This is a genomic window from Rhodococcoides sp. S146-33 (assembly GCF_059489205.1).
This window is the reverse complement of sequence record NZ_JCAJWY010000005.1, coordinates 171755-190680: the sequence shown is the minus strand read 5'-3', so window position 1 is coordinate 190680 and position 18926 is coordinate 171755. Positions and strand designations below refer to the sequence as shown.

Sequence of the window (18926 nt, the reverse complement as noted above, 5' to 3'; positions counted from 1 at the left end):
GTCGGGCAGGAGTCTTTTCATTTCCGTCGGGTCGAGGTCCACATCGTTCACGCAAACAGTGTCCCAAACAGAGGACCGAGGGAGTCCAGGAACGTTCCTGTTTCAGCCTTGAGCACCTCAGGTCCGTGCCGCCCTCTGGGGACCGTGGGCTGCTTCCGTATTGCCTTCGGAGCGGACTCCCATTCGGCTCCGCAGAGCGATCACCAGTACAACCGCCATGAGCATGACACCGCCGACGACCCACAAACCGGCCTTGGCGTTGCCGGTGGCGTCGAGCAGCCACCCCGTCACATAGGGGGCACCGAAGCCCGAAGTGTTGCCGACCGAGTTGATGATCGCGATTCCAGCCGCTGCCCCCGCTCCGGTGAGGAACGTACTGGGCAGGTACCAGAACACGGGAAGCGCGCAGAACACGCCCACGGCGTTGACCGTCACCGCGATCATGGTGGTGAACGGTGAATCCATATACAGCGCAAACGGAATGGAGATCGCACCGATCAGGGTGGGGATCGCGACGTGCCAAGTGCGCTCACCGGTCCGGTCCGAGTGTCGACTCCAGAGCACCATCGCAACTGCGCCCACCGCAAACGGCACGGCCACAATGAGGCCCGTTGTCACGAGCGAGAAGTCGGTGTCGAACGTCTGCTTGAATCCCGCGACGATGCTGGGAAGGAAGAAACTCAGGGAGTAGAGACCGTAGGTGATGCCGAAATACACCAAGCCGAGCATCCAGACTCGGACGTCACCGAGAGCACGCTTGACCGAGCCGCTGATGTGCCCGTCCTTCACAGCGTCCTCGGACTCCAATTCGTTGGTGAGCCAGGCCTTCTCGTCGACAGTGAGCCACTTCGCCTGGAACGGTCGATCCGTGAGATAGAACCAGGTGACCACTCCGAGCAGGATCGCAGGAATACCCTCGAGGAGGAACATCACCCGCCAACCCGACAGTCCGAACAGCCCGTCCATGTACTGAATGATCGCACTGGACAATGGCGCACCGAGCGCCGACGACACCGGCAGTGCCAGCATGAACAGGCCCATCAAACGGACTCGGTAGGCGCGCGGAAACCACATCGTCATGTACAGCAGTACGCCGGGGAAGAAGCCGGCCTCGGCGATACCGAGTAGCACCCGCAACCCGTACAGCCACCCTGCCGTCGGCACGAATGCCATGGCGGCGGCCACAATTCCCCACGACACCATGATGCGGGCGATCCACCGTCTGGCACCGAATTTGTGCAGCGCCAAATTACTGGGCACCTCGAACAGCAGGTATCCGATGAAGAACAGTCCCGACGCCAGGCCGAACATCGTTTCGGTGAGGCCCAATTCGTCACTCATGGTCAGCTTGGCGAGACCGATGTTGGTGCGATCGAGATAGTTGACGAAGTAGGCCAAACCGAGAAAAGGGATGATGCGTCGGGCGACCTTCTTGACCACCCTCGTTTCGATCTCGGGCTTCGACGTGACTGCAGACATGGGCTCGGCTTTCCGTAGAGCGAGAGTGACCTGGACCACGTTGAGTACGCCGAGCAACGGTCTATGGAGAAATCACCCATCGAAGCCGGATATCCGAGAGCGAAGTCTCCAACGCTCGCCGAGGTCTCCCGTGTTGCAGGCGAACACCTACGCTGCGATCCTGTGGTTGTGCGGGTAGCTCTCATAGCCGATATTCACGGCAACATCGCGGCGCTCGACGCCGTCCTCGACGACATCGAACGGCAAGGCGTCGACTCGGTGGTGAACCTCGGCGATCTGCTGTCCGGCGGACTGCATCCGCGTCGGACTGCGGACCGGCTCATGGCGCTGGATTTTCCCACCATCGCAGGTAATCACGATCGCTATCTGCTCGAGCAGGATCCCGAGTCCATGGGTAGTTGGGATCGGCACGCCCATGATCGACTCGACGACGAGCATCGACAGTGGCTGGGCTCGCTGCCGTTCTTACTCGAACTGGGTCACGGAATCCTTGCAGTGCACGGAACCCCCACCGACGATCAGCAGTATTTCCTGCACTCGGTCGACGTCAACGGCTCTCGCGAGGCAACCGAGGCCGAAATACTCCACCGCGCAGCAGGTTTCATGGACCGCTCTGTCATCGCCTGCGGGCACACCCATCTGCAGCGACAGTGGACTCTTCCCAGCGGCACACTCGTGGTCAACCCGGGCAGCGTCGGCACCCCCGCGTACGACGACGATCAGCCCCACCCGCACGTCATGGAATCCGGGTCTCCGCACGCCCGCTACGCAGTACTCGACGACCACGGCAGAGGCAGCTGGACAGTCTCGTTCGAGCTGGTCGAGTACGACCACGTCGGTGCTGCCGCCGATGCCCGCGCATACGGCATGGACGCCATCGCCGACGCTCTTCTCACCGGTTTTGTCGGCCCTGCGCCTCAGCAGCCGTCACACTGATCGCGTGAAGATCACCGACGCCCAGCGGCGACACCGGCTCGTCGAGCGGCACTTCGTCCATACCTCGACTGCCGACGACGTTGTGTCGTCGTTGCTGGCATTACATGCCACCGACCCGGCGACGGTGTATCTCTCGGTGTTGGCGCGTGCTCGATCGCTGGGACTTTCGGATGTTCGCGACGCGATGTACGAACGCCGGAGCCTCGTCCGCTTGATGGCGATGCGGCGCACGATGTTCGTCGTCGCGCACGACGACGTCCCGATGATTCATGCCGGCGCGAGTCTCGGGGTTGCGCGCACCATGCGAGCACGTCTGATCAAGCAGGTCTCGACGCTGCCCACCGATCCGGTGATCGACGATGTCGAATCCTGGCTCGCAGCAACCGAACAGGAAACCGAGGCGGTGCTACGGTCGATGGGAACCGCGACCGGAGCAGAACTGTCTTCTGCAGTTCCCGGCCTCAAGACGGCATATCTGCCGACCACAGACAAGGTGTACGACGTCAAGCGGTACGTCACCTCCGAGGTGTTGGTGATGATGGCCGCCGAAGGAAGATTGGTGCGTGTCGAGCCACGGGGAGCATGGACTTCTCGGCGGCATGCGTGGGCACCGATCGATCACTGGTGGCCGGACGGGATCCCCGAACTCGATGAAACCGAAGCACGTGCCGATCTTGCCCGACGCTGGCTCGAAGTATTCGGACCGGCAACTCTCGACGACCTGCAATGGTGGACCGGCTGGAACAAGACACAGACTCGTGGTGCGGTCTCGGGCCTGAACACCGTGGCAGTCGAACTGACCGAGGGCGACGGAATCATGTTGCCCGGCACTACCTTCGACAAGACCGCCGGCACGAGTGTCATGCTGCTGCCCGCTCTCGATCCCACTCCGATGGGCTGGAAACACCGCGCCTGGTATCTCGGTGAGCACAAGGCACCACTGTTCGACACCTTCGGCAACATCGGTCCGACCATCTGGTCCGGGGGTCGCATCGTCGGGGGTTGGGCCGTGACCGGATCCGGCGAGGTGGTCACTGAGCTACTGGAAGACGTCGGCTCGACGGTGTCGAAAGCCGTTGCAGCCGAGGCCGAACGACTCACCACCCTGCTCGACGGCACCGCGGTGGTCCCGTCCTTCCCGACGCCGCTGGAGAAGAAGCTGCGCGGCAAGAAGTAGCCGACGTTGGCCTACGCATTATTCATCTGCCCACCGTCGCAGGTGGGCATCTGAACAATCCGTGGGCAACAGCGGTGTCAGAAGGCGTAGCGGCCTTCGGCCCAGGCTCGGGCAGCAGGAGGAGACACTTCGTCGACAGGTTCTCCGTCGCGGAAGTACTGCGTATGCAGAATTTTGCGCGAGTCGATTGCTTCCTGCCAGGCCTGCGTCGGGCCTTCACCGAACCAGAGCCACGGGGTGATGTCGTCCATGATCACCACCGATTCCGGGGTGGCCAGCGCACGTAGGTCGTCGAGGTCTGAGCGAGCACCGTCCACCGAATGGTCACCGTCGACGAAGATGACGTCGAATCGCACGTCCGGATGTTCCTTAGCGTACGCGGTAATGGTGGTGTGCGAATCACCCTGGATCAGAGTGTGGCGGCCCGGAAAGTGTTCGTCGATATGGGCTTTCGCGGTGGCACTATAGGCATACGCGGCCAGATCGAAGGATACGACCGTGGTATCGGGAGACGCGGACAGAAAAGCCCAGCTAGAGAAGCCGGCATTGAACCCGACCTCGCAGATCGTCCTCGTACTCGGACGCGCCGCAAGCGAGGACAGATACTTCTGCTCCGCCTCGTCGGCTCCCCGCTCGAAAGGTTCACCGGCGGTGGCTGTCTGGTTCACCAGCGTTTCGAGTTCCTGCAGACCCATCTACGTTCTCCTATCGTCTGATTCGGAGCGTAGCCAACTTCGATGTTCGATGCAGACGACACGGATCACTGGCAGAACACGCCACTGCGTTCGCCGAGGTTGCACAGCAGGGTGCATGAAAGTTCGTCGAGCGCGCTACTGAGCTGCGTATACGCTCACGGCTCTAGCCCCGCGGCCAGGGTCGGCCAGCTCTTTGCAAGCTGGTCGGCCCAGTACGGCCATGAGTGCGTACCGGGGCTGCCCAGATCGAAGGTGGCCGGAATGTTCAGCTCGACGAGCCTGTCGCGTAGCAGGCCCGTACAGAAATCGGTGCCTGCTTCGATCGCTCCGCCGATCACCAGCGTGTCGAGGTCTTCCAGCGTCTCGTACCGCTCGTGCGGACCGGGGAGGCCACTGGCGGAAAAGAGGTAGATGGACATTCCGCGCAGCGCTTCTGCGTTCGCCAGCAGGTCGTGGGCTGCCCAGCCCGCGTCGAGGGGGCCACCGAGCATGTTGTTCGCGTTGCCGCCGTAACCGGCGACGATGCTTCGCATGAGGACTTGCCCGAGTATGCCCTCGGACAAGAAGCACCCGCTGTACGCCGCGACGGCCGAGTACTTGTCCGGGTTCCGGGCCGCCAGCATCATCGCCGACTGAGCGCCCATCGACAGGCCCGCCACACCGTCATTGCCGTTGCCCTCGAACTCCGCGTCGATCAACGGCGGAAGCTCCTGCGTCAGAAAGGTTTCGAAGCGGTAGCGGCCGAGGCGCGGGTCGTCGTTCTCCCAGTCGGTGTAGAAGCTCGCCGGCCCGGCGAGCGGGAGAACCACGTTGACGTTCTTGTCACGGAAGAACTCCGCCGCGTTGCCCTTGCGAAGCCAGATGCTGCTCGACGGTTCGTTCTCCCCGGATCCGCTGAGCATGTACAGCGTGGGGCGCGGGCCTTTACGCTCCGCGGGGGTCAGAACCTGCACCTCGATGGTCCGATCCATACTCGGCGAATACACCGCCAGCCACGTCAGCGTCGGGCTGTTATCAATTCGGTTCTCGATCCGCGCCGACTGGCGTGCAGGATTTTCACTGTCGATGTCTTGAGCAGCAGCGGGCACGCCCGCTACGAAGGTGAGCAGAACTGCGATCACCACTAGAACCGGCCGCACGCCGAACATAGAACCCCCACTGCCCGCGGCGCTGTACCACCGCTGATGTCTGGGCAATGTTGCACGACGGGAGAGCAAGAATCGGACGAATCGTCGACAACTTGTGAAAAAACCGGGATTCAGCTTGTTTTGTGCGCACCGAGGGGAAAAGCTGAGTACTTACCGAGACTGCGAGCTGCCAACAAATGACGTGCCCGGGTGACCTATGGTTGCCGCGCGTCAGGGTAGACGTTTAAGCGGAACGCTGACAACACAGCGGCCAGTGCGCTCACGTGCGGTCAAGCCAGCTTCGTCGCGCACACTAGCCCCGTTTTAGCCCAAGAAGTCCCTGGCGTTGCCGGACTGCCGTGAGACACTCCCTGTATGACGAAGGCGTTCTATGCGGTGCCGAACGAGAACGAAGTCCATCACTACACCGACACCGGTGGCCTGATCGGCATCGTGCAAAACAAGACACTATGGGCGACAAATATTCAATTTCTGAACGACTCCCTTGAATATGCATTCGGATTAAATTCAGTATGCGAATCCCTACGAAGTGCTGTTCGAAGCATTGAGAAAGGGGAAGATGATAAGACACCCTACACAGAAGAACTAGCGGCAGCGGTAGAATTTGCGATTGATTTGCTAGAAAGCGTTGGGGAAACCACGAAGAACTCGCAGTTTGTATCTTGCTTTTCGCGGTTTATCGACGATCTTGGACAATGGCGTGGATATGCGCGCGAGGGATATTGCATAACGTTCGATTTCGAAAAGTTGACTGAGAGCATTTCAGCCTCGTACGACAACGCCGAGTCTGTAAGGAGCCGTCCAGTCATGTATGGCGACGGCCAGGAGTGGGGTCAGGCGGACTATATGCACTCCGTTCTTGGCAGAATGCACGAAGTTCTGCACAATGCAGATGCGGACCTAGAAGCGTTTAACCTTGCCGGGGCCAACGCGCCTCTTGGGAATCTTATCAAACCCGAAAATCGACATGCGCTTGCCGCCATCGCGGCTATCGGTGCGGTACAAACATCGATTCCGTTCTACAAGGAGCGGGGCTTTGCGGACGAACAGGAAGTCCGAATCTGCGTGTCTCACGCAGGTGCGGTCAAGTTCCGGCCGTCCAGGATCGGACCGACGCCGTATATTGAGCTCGAGTTTGATCCGGAAGCAATAAAAGCAATAACAGTTGGCCCAGGATTGAACATCGAGTTGAGGCGGTCGACGTTGAAGTACATGTTAGAGCAGCAGTTCGGCAAGAATCACACGATCAAGATAACCACCAGCGAATTGTCCTTCAGAGGTTAACCCTAGGGTTTCTTACGTTTCTCGGTTCGGATGGACGCACGAATGCGGCACCCATCGCGTCGGTGACGACATCGCTGGCGTCATCGTAGAGATGCCTGCATATGTCCATCGTTACCTTAAAAGACGAGTGGCCGAGGTGGGCCTGGATCACCTTGACCGGAACGTTCGCTGCAATGAGCAGTGCCGCGCATGTGTGTCGTAAATCGTGAGTGCGCAACGTGTTTGCAGATCCTGCGACCGGTGCAGCTTGCTTCCGGTATCGCAGTAAAAGTCGCAGCCCCATTGCATCGGCGTTGATCCGTACGGCTCGTCTTTCGAAGTCGCGGGCGTGGACCATACGTACACCTCGGGGGCGAACGCACCGCGCCGCGCTTGAGGAGCCCGTGGGTACCCAGCGCAGCGTCCAGCGCTGGTGTCAGCGGTACGTGCCGTGTCTTTGTTGGTCTTGGGTGGCACCACATACCATTCCCCCGGAGTTGATGGTGCTGATGGATTCGCTAACGGTGACCCGGTTCCGGAGCAATTCGACGTTGCCCCGGCGCAGTACGCACATCTCGCCGGCTCGCATCCCGTACTGCGCGGCAAAACAAACCAGCCCCAGCGCCGATAGGCCTCTTAGCCGCCACCAAGCCGGAGGTTGTGGGCCACAAAATACTCGGCCCCGAGTTGGCGCGGGAGCCGACTGCGAACGCCCTCGTCACCCTGCCTCGGTGACGGGGGCGTTCCTTGTGTGCGCTACTCAGCGCTGCGCGCCATCCGAGTCCGGCGGCTGCGCTGCCCGAATCGAATCCGCGAGTCTTTCGACTGCTTCGCGTAGTCCCTCGGGGTCTTCGGTAACGATACTTACTTTCGTATCCACGCGGCCGTTCTCTTGCTTGACTCGCAAGTTAAAGGTGTTCTTACCTTTCGGCGTAAAGAGCCCCTTGAGTGAGTCGTAAACTAGCTGCGAAAGAACGTTTACAGGGATACCCTGCAATACAGAGAAAGCGAACGTGACGAAGACCACAGCCTCAGGCACAATACAAAACTGACGAATATGTGATGCCTCGGTCGGAAAGCTCGCCGACATCGCCTCGGCGGCAGCCACCACGATTTCCTCGCTGAAGTGGTATTCATCAGCGGCGAGTTCGATTAGAGGCGGCTCTTTCGATTCTTGGATGACGTGACCAGTTGTGAACGAAAAACCACCGGGCGCATTATTTTTCTTAATCTGCTCTTGGACGTAATCCCATTCGGAGTCAGGTACCTCGAATTCGCACCAGAGGGCACGATGGCCGTCGGCTGTATCTTCGATACCGCTCGCAAGAACTGTTGCCTCAAGCGGCTGCTGTGCGTCGTGGTTAAACGTCATCGGAAGAGACCCGGAGCGAACTGCCGCGAGCATTTGATCGAGCTCACCTTCAGTCAGTCGCACCCGCCCGTATACAGAATCGATCTCGTGACTAGTTGCGATGATTGCGCGAACCTGGCTCATCAGTTGTCCGTTCCCTGGCGACGACCCTACCGGTAGATCACGATCTCACCGGAGCCTACGGTCCGCTCTGCCGGTGACGCAGGCGAAACGCCCGTAGCCCTAAAATAGCCCTATTGCGGTGGCGCTTACGATCCCGCCACGCACCCAACAGGGTGCGTGCAGGTCAGCACACAAAACCACGCTGACCTGCACATTTAAGCGACAACTCGTGGAAACCACCTGCGGTTTTGCCGCCATGGGTGCCGTGGCTAGACGTTGAAGCGGAACTCCACCACATCGCCGTCGGACATGATGTAGTCCTTGCCCTCGATTCGCACCTTCCCGGCGGCCTTGGCCGAGGCCATGGAACCCGCCGCGATGAGGTCTTCGTAGGAAACGATTTCGGCCTTGATGAAGCCGCGCTCGAAGTCGGTGTGAATGACTCCGGCCGCCTGCGGCGCAGTGTCGCCTCGATGAATCGTCCACGCCCGAGCCTCTTTCGGGCCTGCGGTGAGGTAGGTCTGCAAGCCCAGGGTGTGGAAGCCGGCGCGAGCCAACGCGTCGAGACCGGGCTCGGTCTGTCCGACGGATTCGAGCAGCTCCGCTGCCGATTCCTTGTCGAGTTCGAGCAATTCGGATTCGATCTTCGCGTCGAGGAACACGGCATCGGCGGGAGCGACGAGGCGAGCGAGTTCGCCGATCTTCGCATCGTCGGTCAGCACCGACTCGTCTGCGTTGAAGACGTACAGGAAAGGCTTGGTGGTGAGCAGTTGGAATTCACCCAGCAGCTCGAAGTCCAGCTTCGCCTTGGCCGAGAACAACGTCTTGCCGTCGTTCAGCACGGCCTGGGCAGCCAGGGCCGCGTCGAGTGCAGGCTTGCGATCCTTCTTGATCCGCACCTCTTTCTCGAGGCGCGGGATGGCCTTCTCCAGAGTCTGCAGATCGGCGATGGCGAGTTCGGTTTCGATGACCTCGATGTCTGCGGTCGGGTCGACGCGACCATCGACGTGCACCACGTCGTCGTCGGCGAAAACCCGAACGACCTGACAGATGGCGTCGGCCTCACGAATGTTGGCGAGGAACTTGTTGCCCAGGCCAGCGCCCTCGGACGCTCCCTTGACGATGCCGGCGATGTCGACGAACGACACCAGCGCGGGCACGAGCTTCTCCGAACCGAACACCTCGGCCAGCTTCTCGAGCCGGGGATCCGGCAGCGCGACCACACCGACGTTGGGCTCGATGGTGGCGAACGGATAGTTCGCGGCCAGCACATCGTTGTTGGTCAGTGCGTTGAAGAGGGTGGACTTGCCGACGTTGGGCAGTCCGACGATTCCGAGGGTGAGGCTCACGGTCTATGGAGTCTACTTTGACGTCGCCACCAGTTCGGACAGTGCCCGGCCAGCGTCGATACTCGACGCACCGAGGGGCGCGAGAACCACGTGATCTGCGCCGGCAGCGTGGTGGGCGGCCACCCTCTCGGCAATGTCGTCGATGCTCCCCCACACCACCAGGCCGTCGACCAGTCGGTCGCTGAGCTCGTCGACATCGGCCTCGGTGAAGCCCATCCGCAGGAAGTTCTGGCGATAGCCCGGGACTGTCGCGAGAAAGCTCAGTGGCTCCCAAGCTGCGGCGCGGGCTCGATCCGGATCTGACTCGACCACGACGAACTGGTCGACCACCAGCGTCGACTCACCGAGTGCATCGCGCGTCTGCGCCGTCCAGTCAGGCGTCACCAGTAACCCGATTGCACCGGCAGCACGGTCCCGCGCCAGCTCCAATTTCTTCGGACCGAGCGCTGCGAGCAGAAGGTGATCGGTGGGGACCTCGAGCTCGTCGAGGTACTTCCTCAACCCGGCCAGAGGCCGGGCACTCTGCGGTCCGCCCAGGCCGAGGACGAATCGACCGGTGCCCGAGAGCTCGTCGAACAGTCCGCAGGCCTGCGCAGGCGAGTACACATCGACCGGCACGATTGCCGGAACGATGGTGGCGGTCTCGGTCGCGTGAACCAGATCGGCCAGCCTGCCGAGCCGATCGATCTGCCCACCCGGCAGCCACAACGAGGTGAATCCGAGTGATTCCAACGCGCGTGCATCGTCGAGATACGACGGTGACACGTCGATGGAAATGCCGATTGTGCCGAGTCCGTGTGTGTTCATGGCTACGACGCTAAAACCTCGAGCGTTGTTCAGGTCAAGAGGTGATCGCCGAACTCGGGTCCCAGCTCGCCAGGATCGGCAGGACTTTCGCCGTGCTCGATCCTTCCTCGACTGTGTAGACGATCAGACTTTGATCCGGTGCGCTCGGCGACGTCAGAAACTCGATCCCGAATTGCAGGGTGCCTGCCGCGGGATGCTGAATGATCTTGGTTGCGCCTGCAAATTCGGCGACCTCGTGATCGGACCACCATTGCTCGAAACACGGCTCGGATGAACGTAATTCGTCGATCATCGCACTCAGGGTCGGGTCTCCCGGTCGACGAGCAAGATCGCGACGCAGCGCCGCAACCGAGGCCGCCGCGAACTGCGACCAATTGACGATTCGCTCACGGGCGATGGGATTGCGAAAGAGATAGTGGAACAACGAGCGATCAGCGGACGGTTGCAGACTCAGAACGGATCGAACCAGCGAGTTGCCGGCCAGGATCACCCCGTTGCGCCCGAGCAGAATCACCGGAACGTGGTCGAGGGTTTTCATGACCTGAAGCAGACCCGGATTCGGTAGCTGCGCAACATCCTCGGTGGGCACAGCCGGGGACGCGAGATCGAGTAGATGCGCACACTCGACTTCATCGAGCTTCAACGCACCGGCGATTGCCCGCAGCACCTCGGGTGAGACGTTGGCCTGGCGACCCTGTTCGAGTTTGCTGTAATAATCCGGACTCACTCCGGCCAACGACGCCAGCTCTTCTCGCCGAAGCCCAGGCACCCGTCGGGCACCGGGATAGGTAGGAAGCCCAGCCTCGGTCGGGGTCATGCGGTCGCGCCGATCACGCAGAAACGCGCTGAGGGCGGACCTGTCCTTGTTCACGAATTCCACAGTAACCACACGGGCGATCGCCAACCTGGTCATGACAGACCTAGGCAGAACGACGCCTGGTTCACGGCCTCGACCGACCGTAGACATGGCGTCATGACATCTTCTACTTCATCCCAGCTCCTCGGACGCACCGCCGTCGTCACCGGATCGACCAGTGGAATCGGTGCTGCCATCGCACTCACCCTCGCCGCCCAGGGAGCCTCGGTGGTCGTCAGCGGCCGCGACGCCGAGCGCGGCAAAGCCCTGGCGCACCGCATTTCCGAGACAGGCGGCACCGCGACCTTCGTCGACGTCGATCTCTCGGGCACCTACCAGGAGCTCCGCGACTTCGCTGCCCGCAGCACCGACGCTCTCGGCGGCCGCGTCGACATTCTCGTCAACAACGCCGGTATCTATCCGGCCACCTCGACGGCGGACCTTCCCGACGACCAGCTCGACGCGATGCTTGCCGTCAACGTCCGAGCTCCACACGTGCTCGTCGGCGCGCTGGCCCCGGCCATGGCCGAGCGGGGCACTGGAGTCATCGTCAACATCGGGTCGTGGATGGCCACGATGGGCAGCCCCTTCGCCGCGATGTACTCCGCCACCAAAGCCGCAGACGAACAGCTCACCCGCAGCTGGGCCGCCGAGTTCGGACCACACGGCGTGCGAGTGAACGCGCTCGCACCCGGGGCAACTCTCACCCCGGGCAACGAGGATGCTCGTCAAGTCCTCGACGCCATGACGGCCGGCACACCGGCAGGCACAGTGCTCTCTCCGCAGGACATCGCCGACGGCGTTCTGTTTCTGGTCTCGGACAACGCCGCGATGGTTCACGGAACGACGCTGTACATCGACGGCGGCATCTCGGTCACCCGCGGGTGAGCAGTGAACCGCCGCCGACCCGTCACATGGTCGAGACGACCAAGCCGATGAACGCAAGGTAGAGAACGATGAAGGCACCGAAAATGATCAGCGACAGCTTCCCGAAGAACGCGGCACGACTCGACGAATACTCTGCTCCCTGAACGTCTCCCATCATCCACAGTGGGTGCACCTTCAGTGCATGGTTGAACGCGGGAATGGCCAGCGGCCAGAAGAAGATGATGGCCACGACGGCCCAGCCTGCGTTCGAGGACGGCAGGGTGGGCGTCTGGACATAGGGCTGCGCAGGTGGAAACGGCTGTGCGGCTGGGAACGGTTGCTCGTACGGACCTGACATGAGAATCTCCCCCGATAGTTCGATGACGGACAACCAGTAGGACGCCGCATCGCCACGTCTGGTTCCCTCGGAGGAGGGGGAATCTCAGACCAGTTCGGCCGTGGCCGCCGCAAGAGCGACGATTACATCCCAATCTTGTTCTGCGACAGCCGCGGCCGGAGTGAGCCACGATCCCCCGACGCATCCGACGTTCGGCAGCGCCAGGTACGCCGAGGCATTGGCGGTGGAGATTCCACCCGTCGGGCAGAAACGGGCGGCCGGGATAGGCGAGTGGATCGACTTCAAGAAGTTCGCGCCGCCCGATGCCTCGGCCGGAAAGAACTTGAGCTCTGTGTAGCCGGCTTCGAGCAGCGTGAGCACCTCGGACACTGTTGCGGCACCGGGCAAATGCGGTAGTCCGGTGTCTCGCATGGCCTTCGTCAGGGACGGCGTGCAACCGGGCGAGACCAGGAATTGAGCACCCGCGTCGGCCGCCTGCTTGGCCTGACCGGGAGTGATGATCGTGCCTGCGCCGACGAGGATTTCGGGGACTTCCGCCGCGATGCGCTCGATGGCGTCGAGTGCCACCGGAGTCCGCAGCGTGAGCTCGATGACGGGCACTCCGCCCGCCACCAGGGCACGTGCGATCGGAACAGCATGATCGAGGTTGTCGATGACGACCACGGGGATGACGGGTACGCGGTCGAGCAGAGATGCAGTCACGTTTCTACCTTTTTCGGAGTTGTGGGGGCTCAGCGCATGACGAACATTGCACCCTCGTCGGCAGGGCCGACGAGCGCACGCATGCCCGAGAACAGGTCACGACCGGTGCTCGACCACTCGTCCTTGTCCAGGACTCGTCCGGTGACCGGCCGAGCCTCGAACTCGTCGAGCGGAACGTCGATCGACAATGTGCCGTCGAGAGAGTCGAGGGTGATGATGTCACCGTCGAGAATTTTCGCAATCGGTCCCCCACTCGCGGCCTCGGGCGTGAGGTGAATTGCCGCAGCGACTTTGCCGGAGGCACCGGACATCCGGCCGTCCGTGATCAGTGCGACGGACCGCCCCTTGTCCTGCAGAATTCCCAGAGCCGGAGTGAGCTTGTGCAACTCGGGCATACCGTTCGCCTGCGGGCCCTGATAACGCAGCACGGCAACGAAGTCGCCGTCGAGAAGCCCGGCGTCGAACGCTTCGAGGAAGTCGGCTTGATCGTCGAACACTCGCGCCGGTCCGGTGACCACGCGGTGTTCGGGTGCCAACGCAGAAGTCTTGATGACACATTTTCCGATCGGCCCGGTCAGCATCTTCAGTCCACCGTCGGCACTGAACGGCTCGTTCGCGCCACGTAACACGCTGTCGTCGTGGCTCATCCGAGTACCGTCCTGCCACATCACCCCGTCGCCGTCGAGCTTAGGCTCTTGCGTGTAGCGCCGCAGGCCCTGCCCGGCAACGGTTTTCACATCCTCGTGCATCAACCCGGCGTCGAGCAGAGACCCGATGACGAACCCGAGTCCACCGGCCGCATGGAAGTGGTTGACGTCGGCTTTGCCGTTCGGGTAGATCCGGGCCATCAGTGGCACCACGGCCGACAGATCCGACAGGTCCTGCCACGTCAGCGTGATGCCGGCAGCTTTCGCGATGGCGACGAGGTGCATCGTGTGATTGGTCGAGCCGCCGGTGGCCAGCAGCGCAACGCAGCCGTTGACGATCGACTTCACGTCGACGATCTCTCCGACCGGGGTGTAGTTGTCGCCCAACGAGGTCAGACCGGTGACGACGTGAGCGGCTTCGCGAGTGAGCGCGTCGCGCATCGCGGTTCCGGGGTTGACGAACGACGAGCCCGGCAGATGCAGACCCATGACCTCCATGAGCAGCTGGTTGGAATTGGCCGTTCCGAAGAACGTGCACGTGCCACTGCCGTGATACGACGCGGCCTCCGCGTCCAGCAGAGCCTCCCGGCCCACCTTGCCCTCGGCATAGAGCTGACGCGCTTTTGCCTTCTCGCCGTTGGGAAGTCCGGACGTCATCGGGCCCGCAGGCACGAACACCGCGGGAAGATGGCCGAAACTCAGTGCGCCGATGAGCATTCCGGGGACGATCTTGTCGCACACGCCGAGCATCAGGGTGGCGTCGAACATGTCGTGGGACAACGCAATTGCCGTCGACATCGCGATGATGTCCCGACTGAACAATGACAGCTGCATGCCGTCGCGGCCCTGCGTGATGCCGTCGCACATGGCGGGGACGCCACCGGCGAACTGCGCGATGCCACCTGCATCGATGACCGACTTCTTGAGTACGGCCGGGTAGGTCTCGAACGGCTTGTGCGCCGAGAGCATGTCGTTGTAGGCGGAGACGATCGCGATGTTGGGTTTGACCATGCCGCGCAGCGCTTGCTTGTCGGCCTTGCCGGCGGCCGCGAAGCCGTGGGCGATGTTGGCGCAGGCGAGTCGGCCACGGGCCGGGCCCTGATCAGCGGCAGCAGCGATTCGAGCGAGATATGTGGTGCGGCCGGACTGGCTGCGGTCTGCGATGCGGTCGGTGACCTGACGCAGGACTGGATGAAGTGTGTCCATGAGTATCTCCGATGTTCGGTCTCTCACGACTCAGCCTAAAGCCAGTTAGGCCCATCAGCAACCCAACTTATGTTTTTCAAAGTTCTAAGTGGCAATTCTTAGGGTGTTGCCGTAAAAGTTGCCAGTTGGTTGAATGGCGTATATGTCGATGCCGCGCCTGAGCGCTCCACCTGCGACCGCAGGTGAGATCTTTGCTCTGGTTCGCGACGGAGAAGCCGACACCCGCGCCGAATTGGGCCGGATCACCGGACTGTCCCGGTCGGCCGTCGCCTCCCGTGTCGCCGCACTCACCGGACTCGGCTTGATCATCGAAACCGAGGACACCCAGTCGACGGGTGGACGCCCCCCGGCGCGACTGTCCTTCGACGTCGACGCGGGTGTCGTGCTCGCCGCTGCGATCGGACGCAGCCGCTCGCAACTCGGCGTCTTCACTCTCGGTGGAGAATTTCTCGCCGGCGATACCGTCGATCAGGAAATCGGCATCGGGCCGGACGAGCTGATGCCGCAGATCACGAAGCGCTTGCAGGCATTGCTCGACGAATCGAACCGAACCGAACATCGCATTCTCGGCGTCGGCCTGTCCATACCCGGCACCGCCGACACCGCACGCGGCTGCAGCCTGGACTCACCGATCATGCACGGCTGGGACGGAGTGCCACTGGCCCCGTACTTCGCCGACACCACATCTGCTCCGGTCTTTCTCGACAACGACGCCAACGCGATGGTCCTTGCCGAACGCCGGGACAATCGCGATCGCTTCCATAACGCCCTCTTGGTCAAGGCCTCGACGGGTCTGGGTGCCGGAATTGTCGCGGGCGGGGCCCTACAGCGTGGATCACTGGGCGCTGCAGGCGAATTCGGCCACACCAAGACCGCAGCGGCAGCGGGCGTCGCATGTCGGTGTGGCGACAGCGGCTGCCTGGAGGCCATTGCCGGCGGCTGGGCACTGGTGCGCGCGCTCAACGAGCAGGGCCGAGAAGTGGGCCACATCCGCGGTGTCGTCGACCTCGCGGTGAGCGGTGACCCCGAAGCACGCAGACTCATCCGCGACAGTGGACGCCACATCGGCGAAACCCTCGCCGGAGCCGTGAACCTGCTCAACCCCGAGGTGCTCATCGTCGGCGGCGACATGGCCAACGCCTACGACATCTTCGTCGCAGGACTGCGCGAGACCGTCTACGGAAACGCGACCGCACTGGCCACCAAGGCGCTCACCATCCAGGCCACCACGCACGGCGACCTCTCGGGGGTCATCGGCAGCGCAGCACTGGTGTTGGATCAGGTACTCAGCGCCCGGGCCGTCGACAACGCTCTCGGTAGCTGACACCCCGGCCACGTTTTCCGTTCGTCGCACTCCAGCGACCGCCGGGCGCACCGCGATGCGCCGATTCGAGGACGCGCACCGACTGCACACATAGGGTGATCGCAGTCACACCTGCGATCCTGGAGACCCCACACATGTCACTGAAAGCGCCCGACGAACCACACGTCGAACTGCTGAAGACGGACCCCGATCTGCCGCCCGTCGGCGTCGTCGAGTCACATCCGATGACGCCGATCAAGCGTCTGATGCTCGTCGCGATCGGCCTGCTCGGCGGTGTCGCATGGACGATCATCGCCATCGTGCGCGGGGAGAACCCCAACGCCGTCTGGTTCGTCATCGCCGCCGTCTGCACCTACATCTTCGCGTTTCGCTTCTACGCCAGGTTGATCGAACGCAAGATCGTCTTTCCTCGCGACGACCGAGCGACACCGGCCGAGATTCTGGAAAACGGCAAGGACTACATGCCGACGGATCGTCGGGTGTTGTTCGGCCACCACTTCGCCGCCATCGCCGGTGCCGGTCCCCTCGTCGGACCCGTCCTCGCGGCCCAGATGGGCTACCTACCCGGCACGATGTGGATCATCATCGGCGTCGTGTTCGCCGGTGCCGTCCAGGACTTCCTGGTGCTGTGGATCTCGACGCGCCGCAACGGCCGCAGCCTCGGCCAGATGGCCCGGGACGAGCTCGGAGTCGTCGGCGGAACCGCGGCTCTGGTCGCAGTGTTCGTCATCATGATCATCCTGATCGCGGTGCTCGCACTCGTCGTCGTCAACGCGCTCGCCGAAAGCCCATGGGGCGTCTTCTCCATCGCGCTGACCATCCCCATCGCACTGTTCATGGGTGTGTACCTGCGCTTCCTGCGACCGGGCAACGTCACCGAGGTCTCGCTCATCGGTGTCGTCCTGCTACTGCTCGCCATCGTCGCCGGCGGCTGGGTAGCCGAAACCGAGTGGGGCACCGACTGGTTCACCCTGTCCAAGGTGACGGTCGCCTGGCTGCTGATCGGCTACGGTCTGCTCGCCTGCATCCTGCCGGTGTGGCTGTTGCTTGCACCGCGCGACTACCTGTCGACGTTCATGAAGGTCGGCACCATCGCCCTGCTGGCCGTCGGCATTCTCATCGCGCGCCCCGAGATTCAGATGCCCGCCATGACGAGTTTCGCCACCGAGGGCAACGGCCCGGCATTCGCCGGATCGCTGTTCCCGTTCCTGTTCATCACCATCGCCTGCGGCGCACTCTCCGGTTTCCACGCTCTGATCTCCTCCGGCACCACGCCGAAGTTGCTCGAGAAGGAAAAGCAGATGCGCATGATCGGCTACGGCGGCATGCTCACCGAGTCGTTCGTCGCCATCATGGCTCTCATCACCGCCTGTGTTCTCGATCAGCACATCTACTTCGCGCTGAATGCGCCGGCGACGCTGACCGGCGGCACTCCGGAGACCGCGGCAACGTATGTGAACGGATTGGGACTGAGCGGCGGCGACATCTCGGCGAACGAACTGAGTCAGGCGGCAGCCGATGTGGGCGAGGAATCGATCATCTCGCGCACCGGCGGCGCACCGACACTCGCATTCGGCATGTCCGAGGTACTGCACCAGGTGTTCGGCGGCGAATCGCTCAAGTCGTTCTGGTACCACTTCGCGATCATGTTCGAGGCCCTGTTCATCCTCACCACGGTCGACGCCGGCACCCGCGTCGCACGCTTCATGCTCTCCGACAGCATCGGCAACCTGCCCGGTGCCTCGGCCAAGAAGTTCAAGGACCCGTCCTGGCGTCCCGGCGCCTGGATCTGCTCCGTCATCGTCGTCGCAGCCTGGGGTGCAATCCTTCTCATGGGCGTCACCGACCCCCTCGGCGGCATCAACACCCTGTTCCCGCTGTTCGGTATCGCCAACCAGTTGCTCGCAGCGATCGCGTTGACGGTGGTGATGGTCATCGTCGTCAAGCGTGGCCTCTACAAGTGGGCCTGGATTCCCGGAGTTCCGCTGGCGTGGGACCTCATCGTCACGATGACGGCCTCGTACCAGAAGATTTTCTCCTCCACCCCGGCCATCGGTTACTGGACCCAGCACTCACAGTTCCGTGATGCAAAGGCGCAGGGGCTCAGCAGCTTCGGCAGCGCGAAAACTCCCGAGGCCATCGATGCCGTCATCCGCAACACCTTCATCCAGGGCACGCTGTCGATCATCTTCGCGGTACTCGTCCTGGTCGTCGTCATCGCCGGAGTCATCGTGTGCGTCAGGGCCGTTCGCGGAGCCGATCTGCCGGACAACGAGGAGCCGGAGGTGCCGTCGAAGATCTTCGGCCCCGCCGGATTCGTTCTCACCCCCGCCGAGAAGCAGATCCAGGCCGAGTGGGACGAGCTGATCGATGCCGGCACCGTTCGACGCCCCGGGTCGGCGCACTAGATGCGCGGGCTCTGGTGGTGGATCACCTCGGTGATGGGCGACCACGATTACGACCGGTACGTCGCCCACCTGGCCCGGCACCATCCGGGTCAGGAACCACCGACGGTGCGGCAGTACTGGAAAGACCGGCACGCGGAAGCGGACCGGAATCCAGGGGCACGCTGCTGTTAGGGGCTTTGCCCTCGTGCGCGTTTTGCGCCCCTCCAGGTACGCAAAACGCGCACGACCTC

General features: G+C 62.4%; 18 protein-coding genes. 7 read left to right on the top strand and 11 right to left on the bottom strand.

Going from position 1 to position 18926, the window contains the following annotated elements; translation table 11 throughout:
• Positions 1 to 117: 117 nt before the first annotated feature.
• Complete coding sequence (locus tag AC5WEY_RS20525) at positions 118 to 1479, bottom strand: MFS transporter (RefSeq protein ID WP_495647294.1); 1362 nt, start codon at positions 1477 to 1479, stop codon at positions 118 to 120.
• Positions 1480 to 1641: 162 nt separating this feature from the next.
• Here AC5WEY_RS20525 and AC5WEY_RS20520 point away from each other — a divergent pair, with 162 nt between their 5' ends.
• Positions 1642 to 2415, top strand: coding sequence for a metallophosphoesterase family protein (locus AC5WEY_RS20520; RefSeq protein WP_495647293.1), 774 nt, complete (start codon positions 1642 to 1644; stop codon positions 2413 to 2415).
• Between the two features lie 4 nt (positions 2416 to 2419).
• On the top strand, positions 2420 to 3592 hold the full coding sequence (locus AC5WEY_RS20515; RefSeq protein WP_495647292.1) for a winged helix DNA-binding domain-containing protein: 1173 nt from the start codon (positions 2420 to 2422) through the stop codon (positions 3590 to 3592).
• Positions 3593 to 3669: 77 nt separating this feature from the next.
• Here AC5WEY_RS20515 and AC5WEY_RS20510 read toward each other — a convergent pair whose 3' ends face one another.
• Positions 3670 to 4287, bottom strand: a complete 618-nt coding sequence (locus tag AC5WEY_RS20510; RefSeq protein ID WP_495647291.1) for a class I SAM-dependent methyltransferase — start codon at positions 4285 to 4287, stop codon at positions 3670 to 3672.
• A gap of 155 nt (positions 4288 to 4442) precedes the next feature.
• Positions 4443 to 5435 carry an alpha/beta hydrolase gene (locus AC5WEY_RS20505; RefSeq protein WP_495647290.1) on the bottom strand — a complete coding sequence of 331 codons (993 nt, stop codon included), beginning with the start codon at positions 5433 to 5435 and terminating at the stop codon, positions 4443 to 4445.
• A gap of 354 nt (positions 5436 to 5789) precedes the next feature.
• On the opposite strand from AC5WEY_RS20505, the gene AC5WEY_RS20500 reads away from it, so the two are divergent.
• On the top strand, positions 5790 to 6719 hold the full coding sequence (locus AC5WEY_RS20500; RefSeq protein WP_495647289.1) for a DUF2971 domain-containing protein: 930 nt from the start codon (positions 5790 to 5792) through the stop codon (positions 6717 to 6719).
• Here the strand turns inward: AC5WEY_RS20500 and AC5WEY_RS20495 are convergent.
• The 5 genes from AC5WEY_RS20495 to AC5WEY_RS20475 all read right to left on the bottom strand — a co-directional run bounded on the left by AC5WEY_RS20495 (position 6709) and on the right by AC5WEY_RS20475 (position 11199).
• Complete coding sequence (locus tag AC5WEY_RS20495) at positions 6709 to 7002, bottom strand: tyrosine-type recombinase/integrase (RefSeq protein WP_495647358.1); 294 nt, start codon at positions 7000 to 7002, stop codon at positions 6709 to 6711. The two genes, AC5WEY_RS20500 and AC5WEY_RS20495, sit on opposite strands and share 11 nt — an antisense overlap.
• Before the next feature lie 456 nt (positions 7003 to 7458).
• The gene (locus AC5WEY_RS20490; protein WP_495647288.1) at positions 7459 to 8193 is read right to left on the bottom strand and encodes a hypothetical protein; all 735 of its coding nucleotides are present in this window, start codon (positions 8191 to 8193) and stop codon (positions 7459 to 7461) included.
• A 248-nt stretch (positions 8194 to 8441) separates the two neighbouring features.
• Positions 8442 to 9521 (bottom strand): redox-regulated ATPase YchF, encoded by a 1080-nt coding sequence (gene ychF / locus AC5WEY_RS20485; protein ID WP_057475323.1) that lies wholly within the window; start codon positions 9519 to 9521, stop codon positions 8442 to 8444.
• A gap of 12 nt (positions 9522 to 9533) precedes the next feature.
• Entirely contained in the window at positions 9534 to 10328 is a 795-nt protein-coding gene (locus AC5WEY_RS20480; RefSeq protein ID WP_495647287.1) for a TIGR03620 family F420-dependent LLM class oxidoreductase, read from the bottom strand.
• A 34-nt stretch (positions 10329 to 10362) separates the two neighbouring features.
• Positions 10363 to 11199 (bottom strand): helix-turn-helix transcriptional regulator, encoded by an 837-nt coding sequence (locus AC5WEY_RS20475; RefSeq protein ID WP_495647286.1) that lies wholly within the window; start codon positions 11197 to 11199, stop codon positions 10363 to 10365.
• 102 nt (positions 11200 to 11301) lie between these two features.
• Between AC5WEY_RS20475 and AC5WEY_RS20470 the strand changes: the two genes are divergently transcribed.
• Positions 11302 to 12072, top strand: coding sequence for an SDR family NAD(P)-dependent oxidoreductase (locus tag AC5WEY_RS20470; RefSeq protein ID WP_495647285.1), 771 nt, complete (start codon positions 11302 to 11304; stop codon positions 12070 to 12072).
• A 22-nt stretch (positions 12073 to 12094) separates the two neighbouring features.
• On the opposite strand, the gene AC5WEY_RS20465 is transcribed toward AC5WEY_RS20470, so the two are convergent.
• From AC5WEY_RS20465 to edd, 3 genes are all read right to left on the bottom strand, one after another.
• Positions 12095 to 12409 carry a CD225/dispanin family protein gene (locus AC5WEY_RS20465; protein ID WP_495647284.1) on the bottom strand — a complete coding sequence of 105 codons (315 nt, stop codon included), beginning with the start codon at positions 12407 to 12409 and terminating at the stop codon, positions 12095 to 12097.
• Positions 12410 to 12493: 84 nt separating this feature from the next.
• Positions 12494 to 13111, bottom strand: coding sequence for a bifunctional 4-hydroxy-2-oxoglutarate aldolase/2-dehydro-3-deoxy-phosphogluconate aldolase (gene eda / locus AC5WEY_RS20460; protein WP_495647283.1), 618 nt, complete (start codon positions 13109 to 13111; stop codon positions 12494 to 12496).
• 29 nt (positions 13112 to 13140) lie between these two features.
• Positions 13141 to 14964: a phosphogluconate dehydratase gene (gene edd / locus AC5WEY_RS20455; protein ID WP_495647282.1), complete on the bottom strand. Its 1824-nt coding sequence runs from the start codon at positions 14962 to 14964 to the stop codon at positions 13141 to 13143.
• 133 nt (positions 14965 to 15097) lie between these two features.
• Here edd and AC5WEY_RS20450 point away from each other — a divergent pair, with 133 nt between their 5' ends.
• From AC5WEY_RS20450 to AC5WEY_RS20440, 3 genes are all read left to right on the top strand, one after another.
• Entirely contained in the window at positions 15098 to 16288 is a 1191-nt protein-coding gene (locus AC5WEY_RS20450; RefSeq protein WP_495647281.1) for an ROK family protein, read from the top strand.
• Between the two features lie 134 nt (positions 16289 to 16422).
• Complete coding sequence (locus AC5WEY_RS20445; RefSeq protein WP_495647280.1) at positions 16423 to 18696, top strand: carbon starvation CstA family protein; 2274 nt, start codon at positions 16423 to 16425, stop codon at positions 18694 to 18696.
• Positions 18697 to 18867, top strand: a complete 171-nt coding sequence (locus tag AC5WEY_RS20440; RefSeq protein WP_072692145.1) for a YbdD/YjiX family protein — start codon at positions 18697 to 18699, stop codon at positions 18865 to 18867.
• Positions 18868 to 18926 lie beyond the last annotated feature (59 nt).

Coding starts and splice junctions, on each gene's coding strand:
- AC5WEY_RS20525 (WP_495647294.1), bottom strand. CDS start 1,479: ATGTCTGCAGTCACGTCGAAGCCCGAGATCGAAACGAGGGTGGTCAAG.
- AC5WEY_RS20510 (WP_495647291.1), bottom strand. CDS start 4,287: ATGGGTCTGCAGGAACTCGAAACGCTGGTGAACCAGACAGCCACCGCC.
- AC5WEY_RS20505 (WP_495647290.1), bottom strand. CDS start 5,435: ATGTTCGGCGTGCGGCCGGTTCTAGTGGTGATCGCAGTTCTGCTCACC.
- AC5WEY_RS20500 (WP_495647289.1), top strand. CDS start 5,790: ATGACGAAGGCGTTCTATGCGGTGCCGAACGAGAACGAAGTCCATCAC.
- AC5WEY_RS20495 (WP_495647358.1), bottom strand. CDS start 7,002: ATGGGGCTGCGACTTTTACTGCGATACCGGAAGCAAGCTGCACCGGTC.
- AC5WEY_RS20490 (WP_495647288.1), bottom strand. CDS start 8,193: ATGAGCCAGGTTCGCGCAATCATCGCAACTAGTCACGAGATCGATTCT.
- AC5WEY_RS20480 (WP_495647287.1), bottom strand. CDS start 10,328: ATGAACACACACGGACTCGGCACAATCGGCATTTCCATCGACGTGTCA.
- AC5WEY_RS20470 (WP_495647285.1), top strand. CDS start 11,302: ATGACATCTTCTACTTCATCCCAGCTCCTCGGACGCACCGCCGTCGTC.
- AC5WEY_RS20465 (WP_495647284.1), bottom strand. CDS start 12,409: ATGTCAGGTCCGTACGAGCAACCGTTCCCAGCCGCACAGCCGTTTCCA.
- edd (WP_495647282.1), bottom strand. CDS start 14,964: ATGGACACACTTCATCCAGTCCTGCGTCAGGTCACCGACCGCATCGCA.
- AC5WEY_RS20450 (WP_495647281.1), top strand. CDS start 15,098: ATGGCGTATATGTCGATGCCGCGCCTGAGCGCTCCACCTGCGACCGCA.
- AC5WEY_RS20445 (WP_495647280.1), top strand. CDS start 16,423: ATGTCACTGAAAGCGCCCGACGAACCACACGTCGAACTGCTGAAGACG.
- AC5WEY_RS20440 (WP_072692145.1), top strand. CDS start 18,697: ATGCGCGGGCTCTGGTGGTGGATCACCTCGGTGATGGGCGACCACGAT.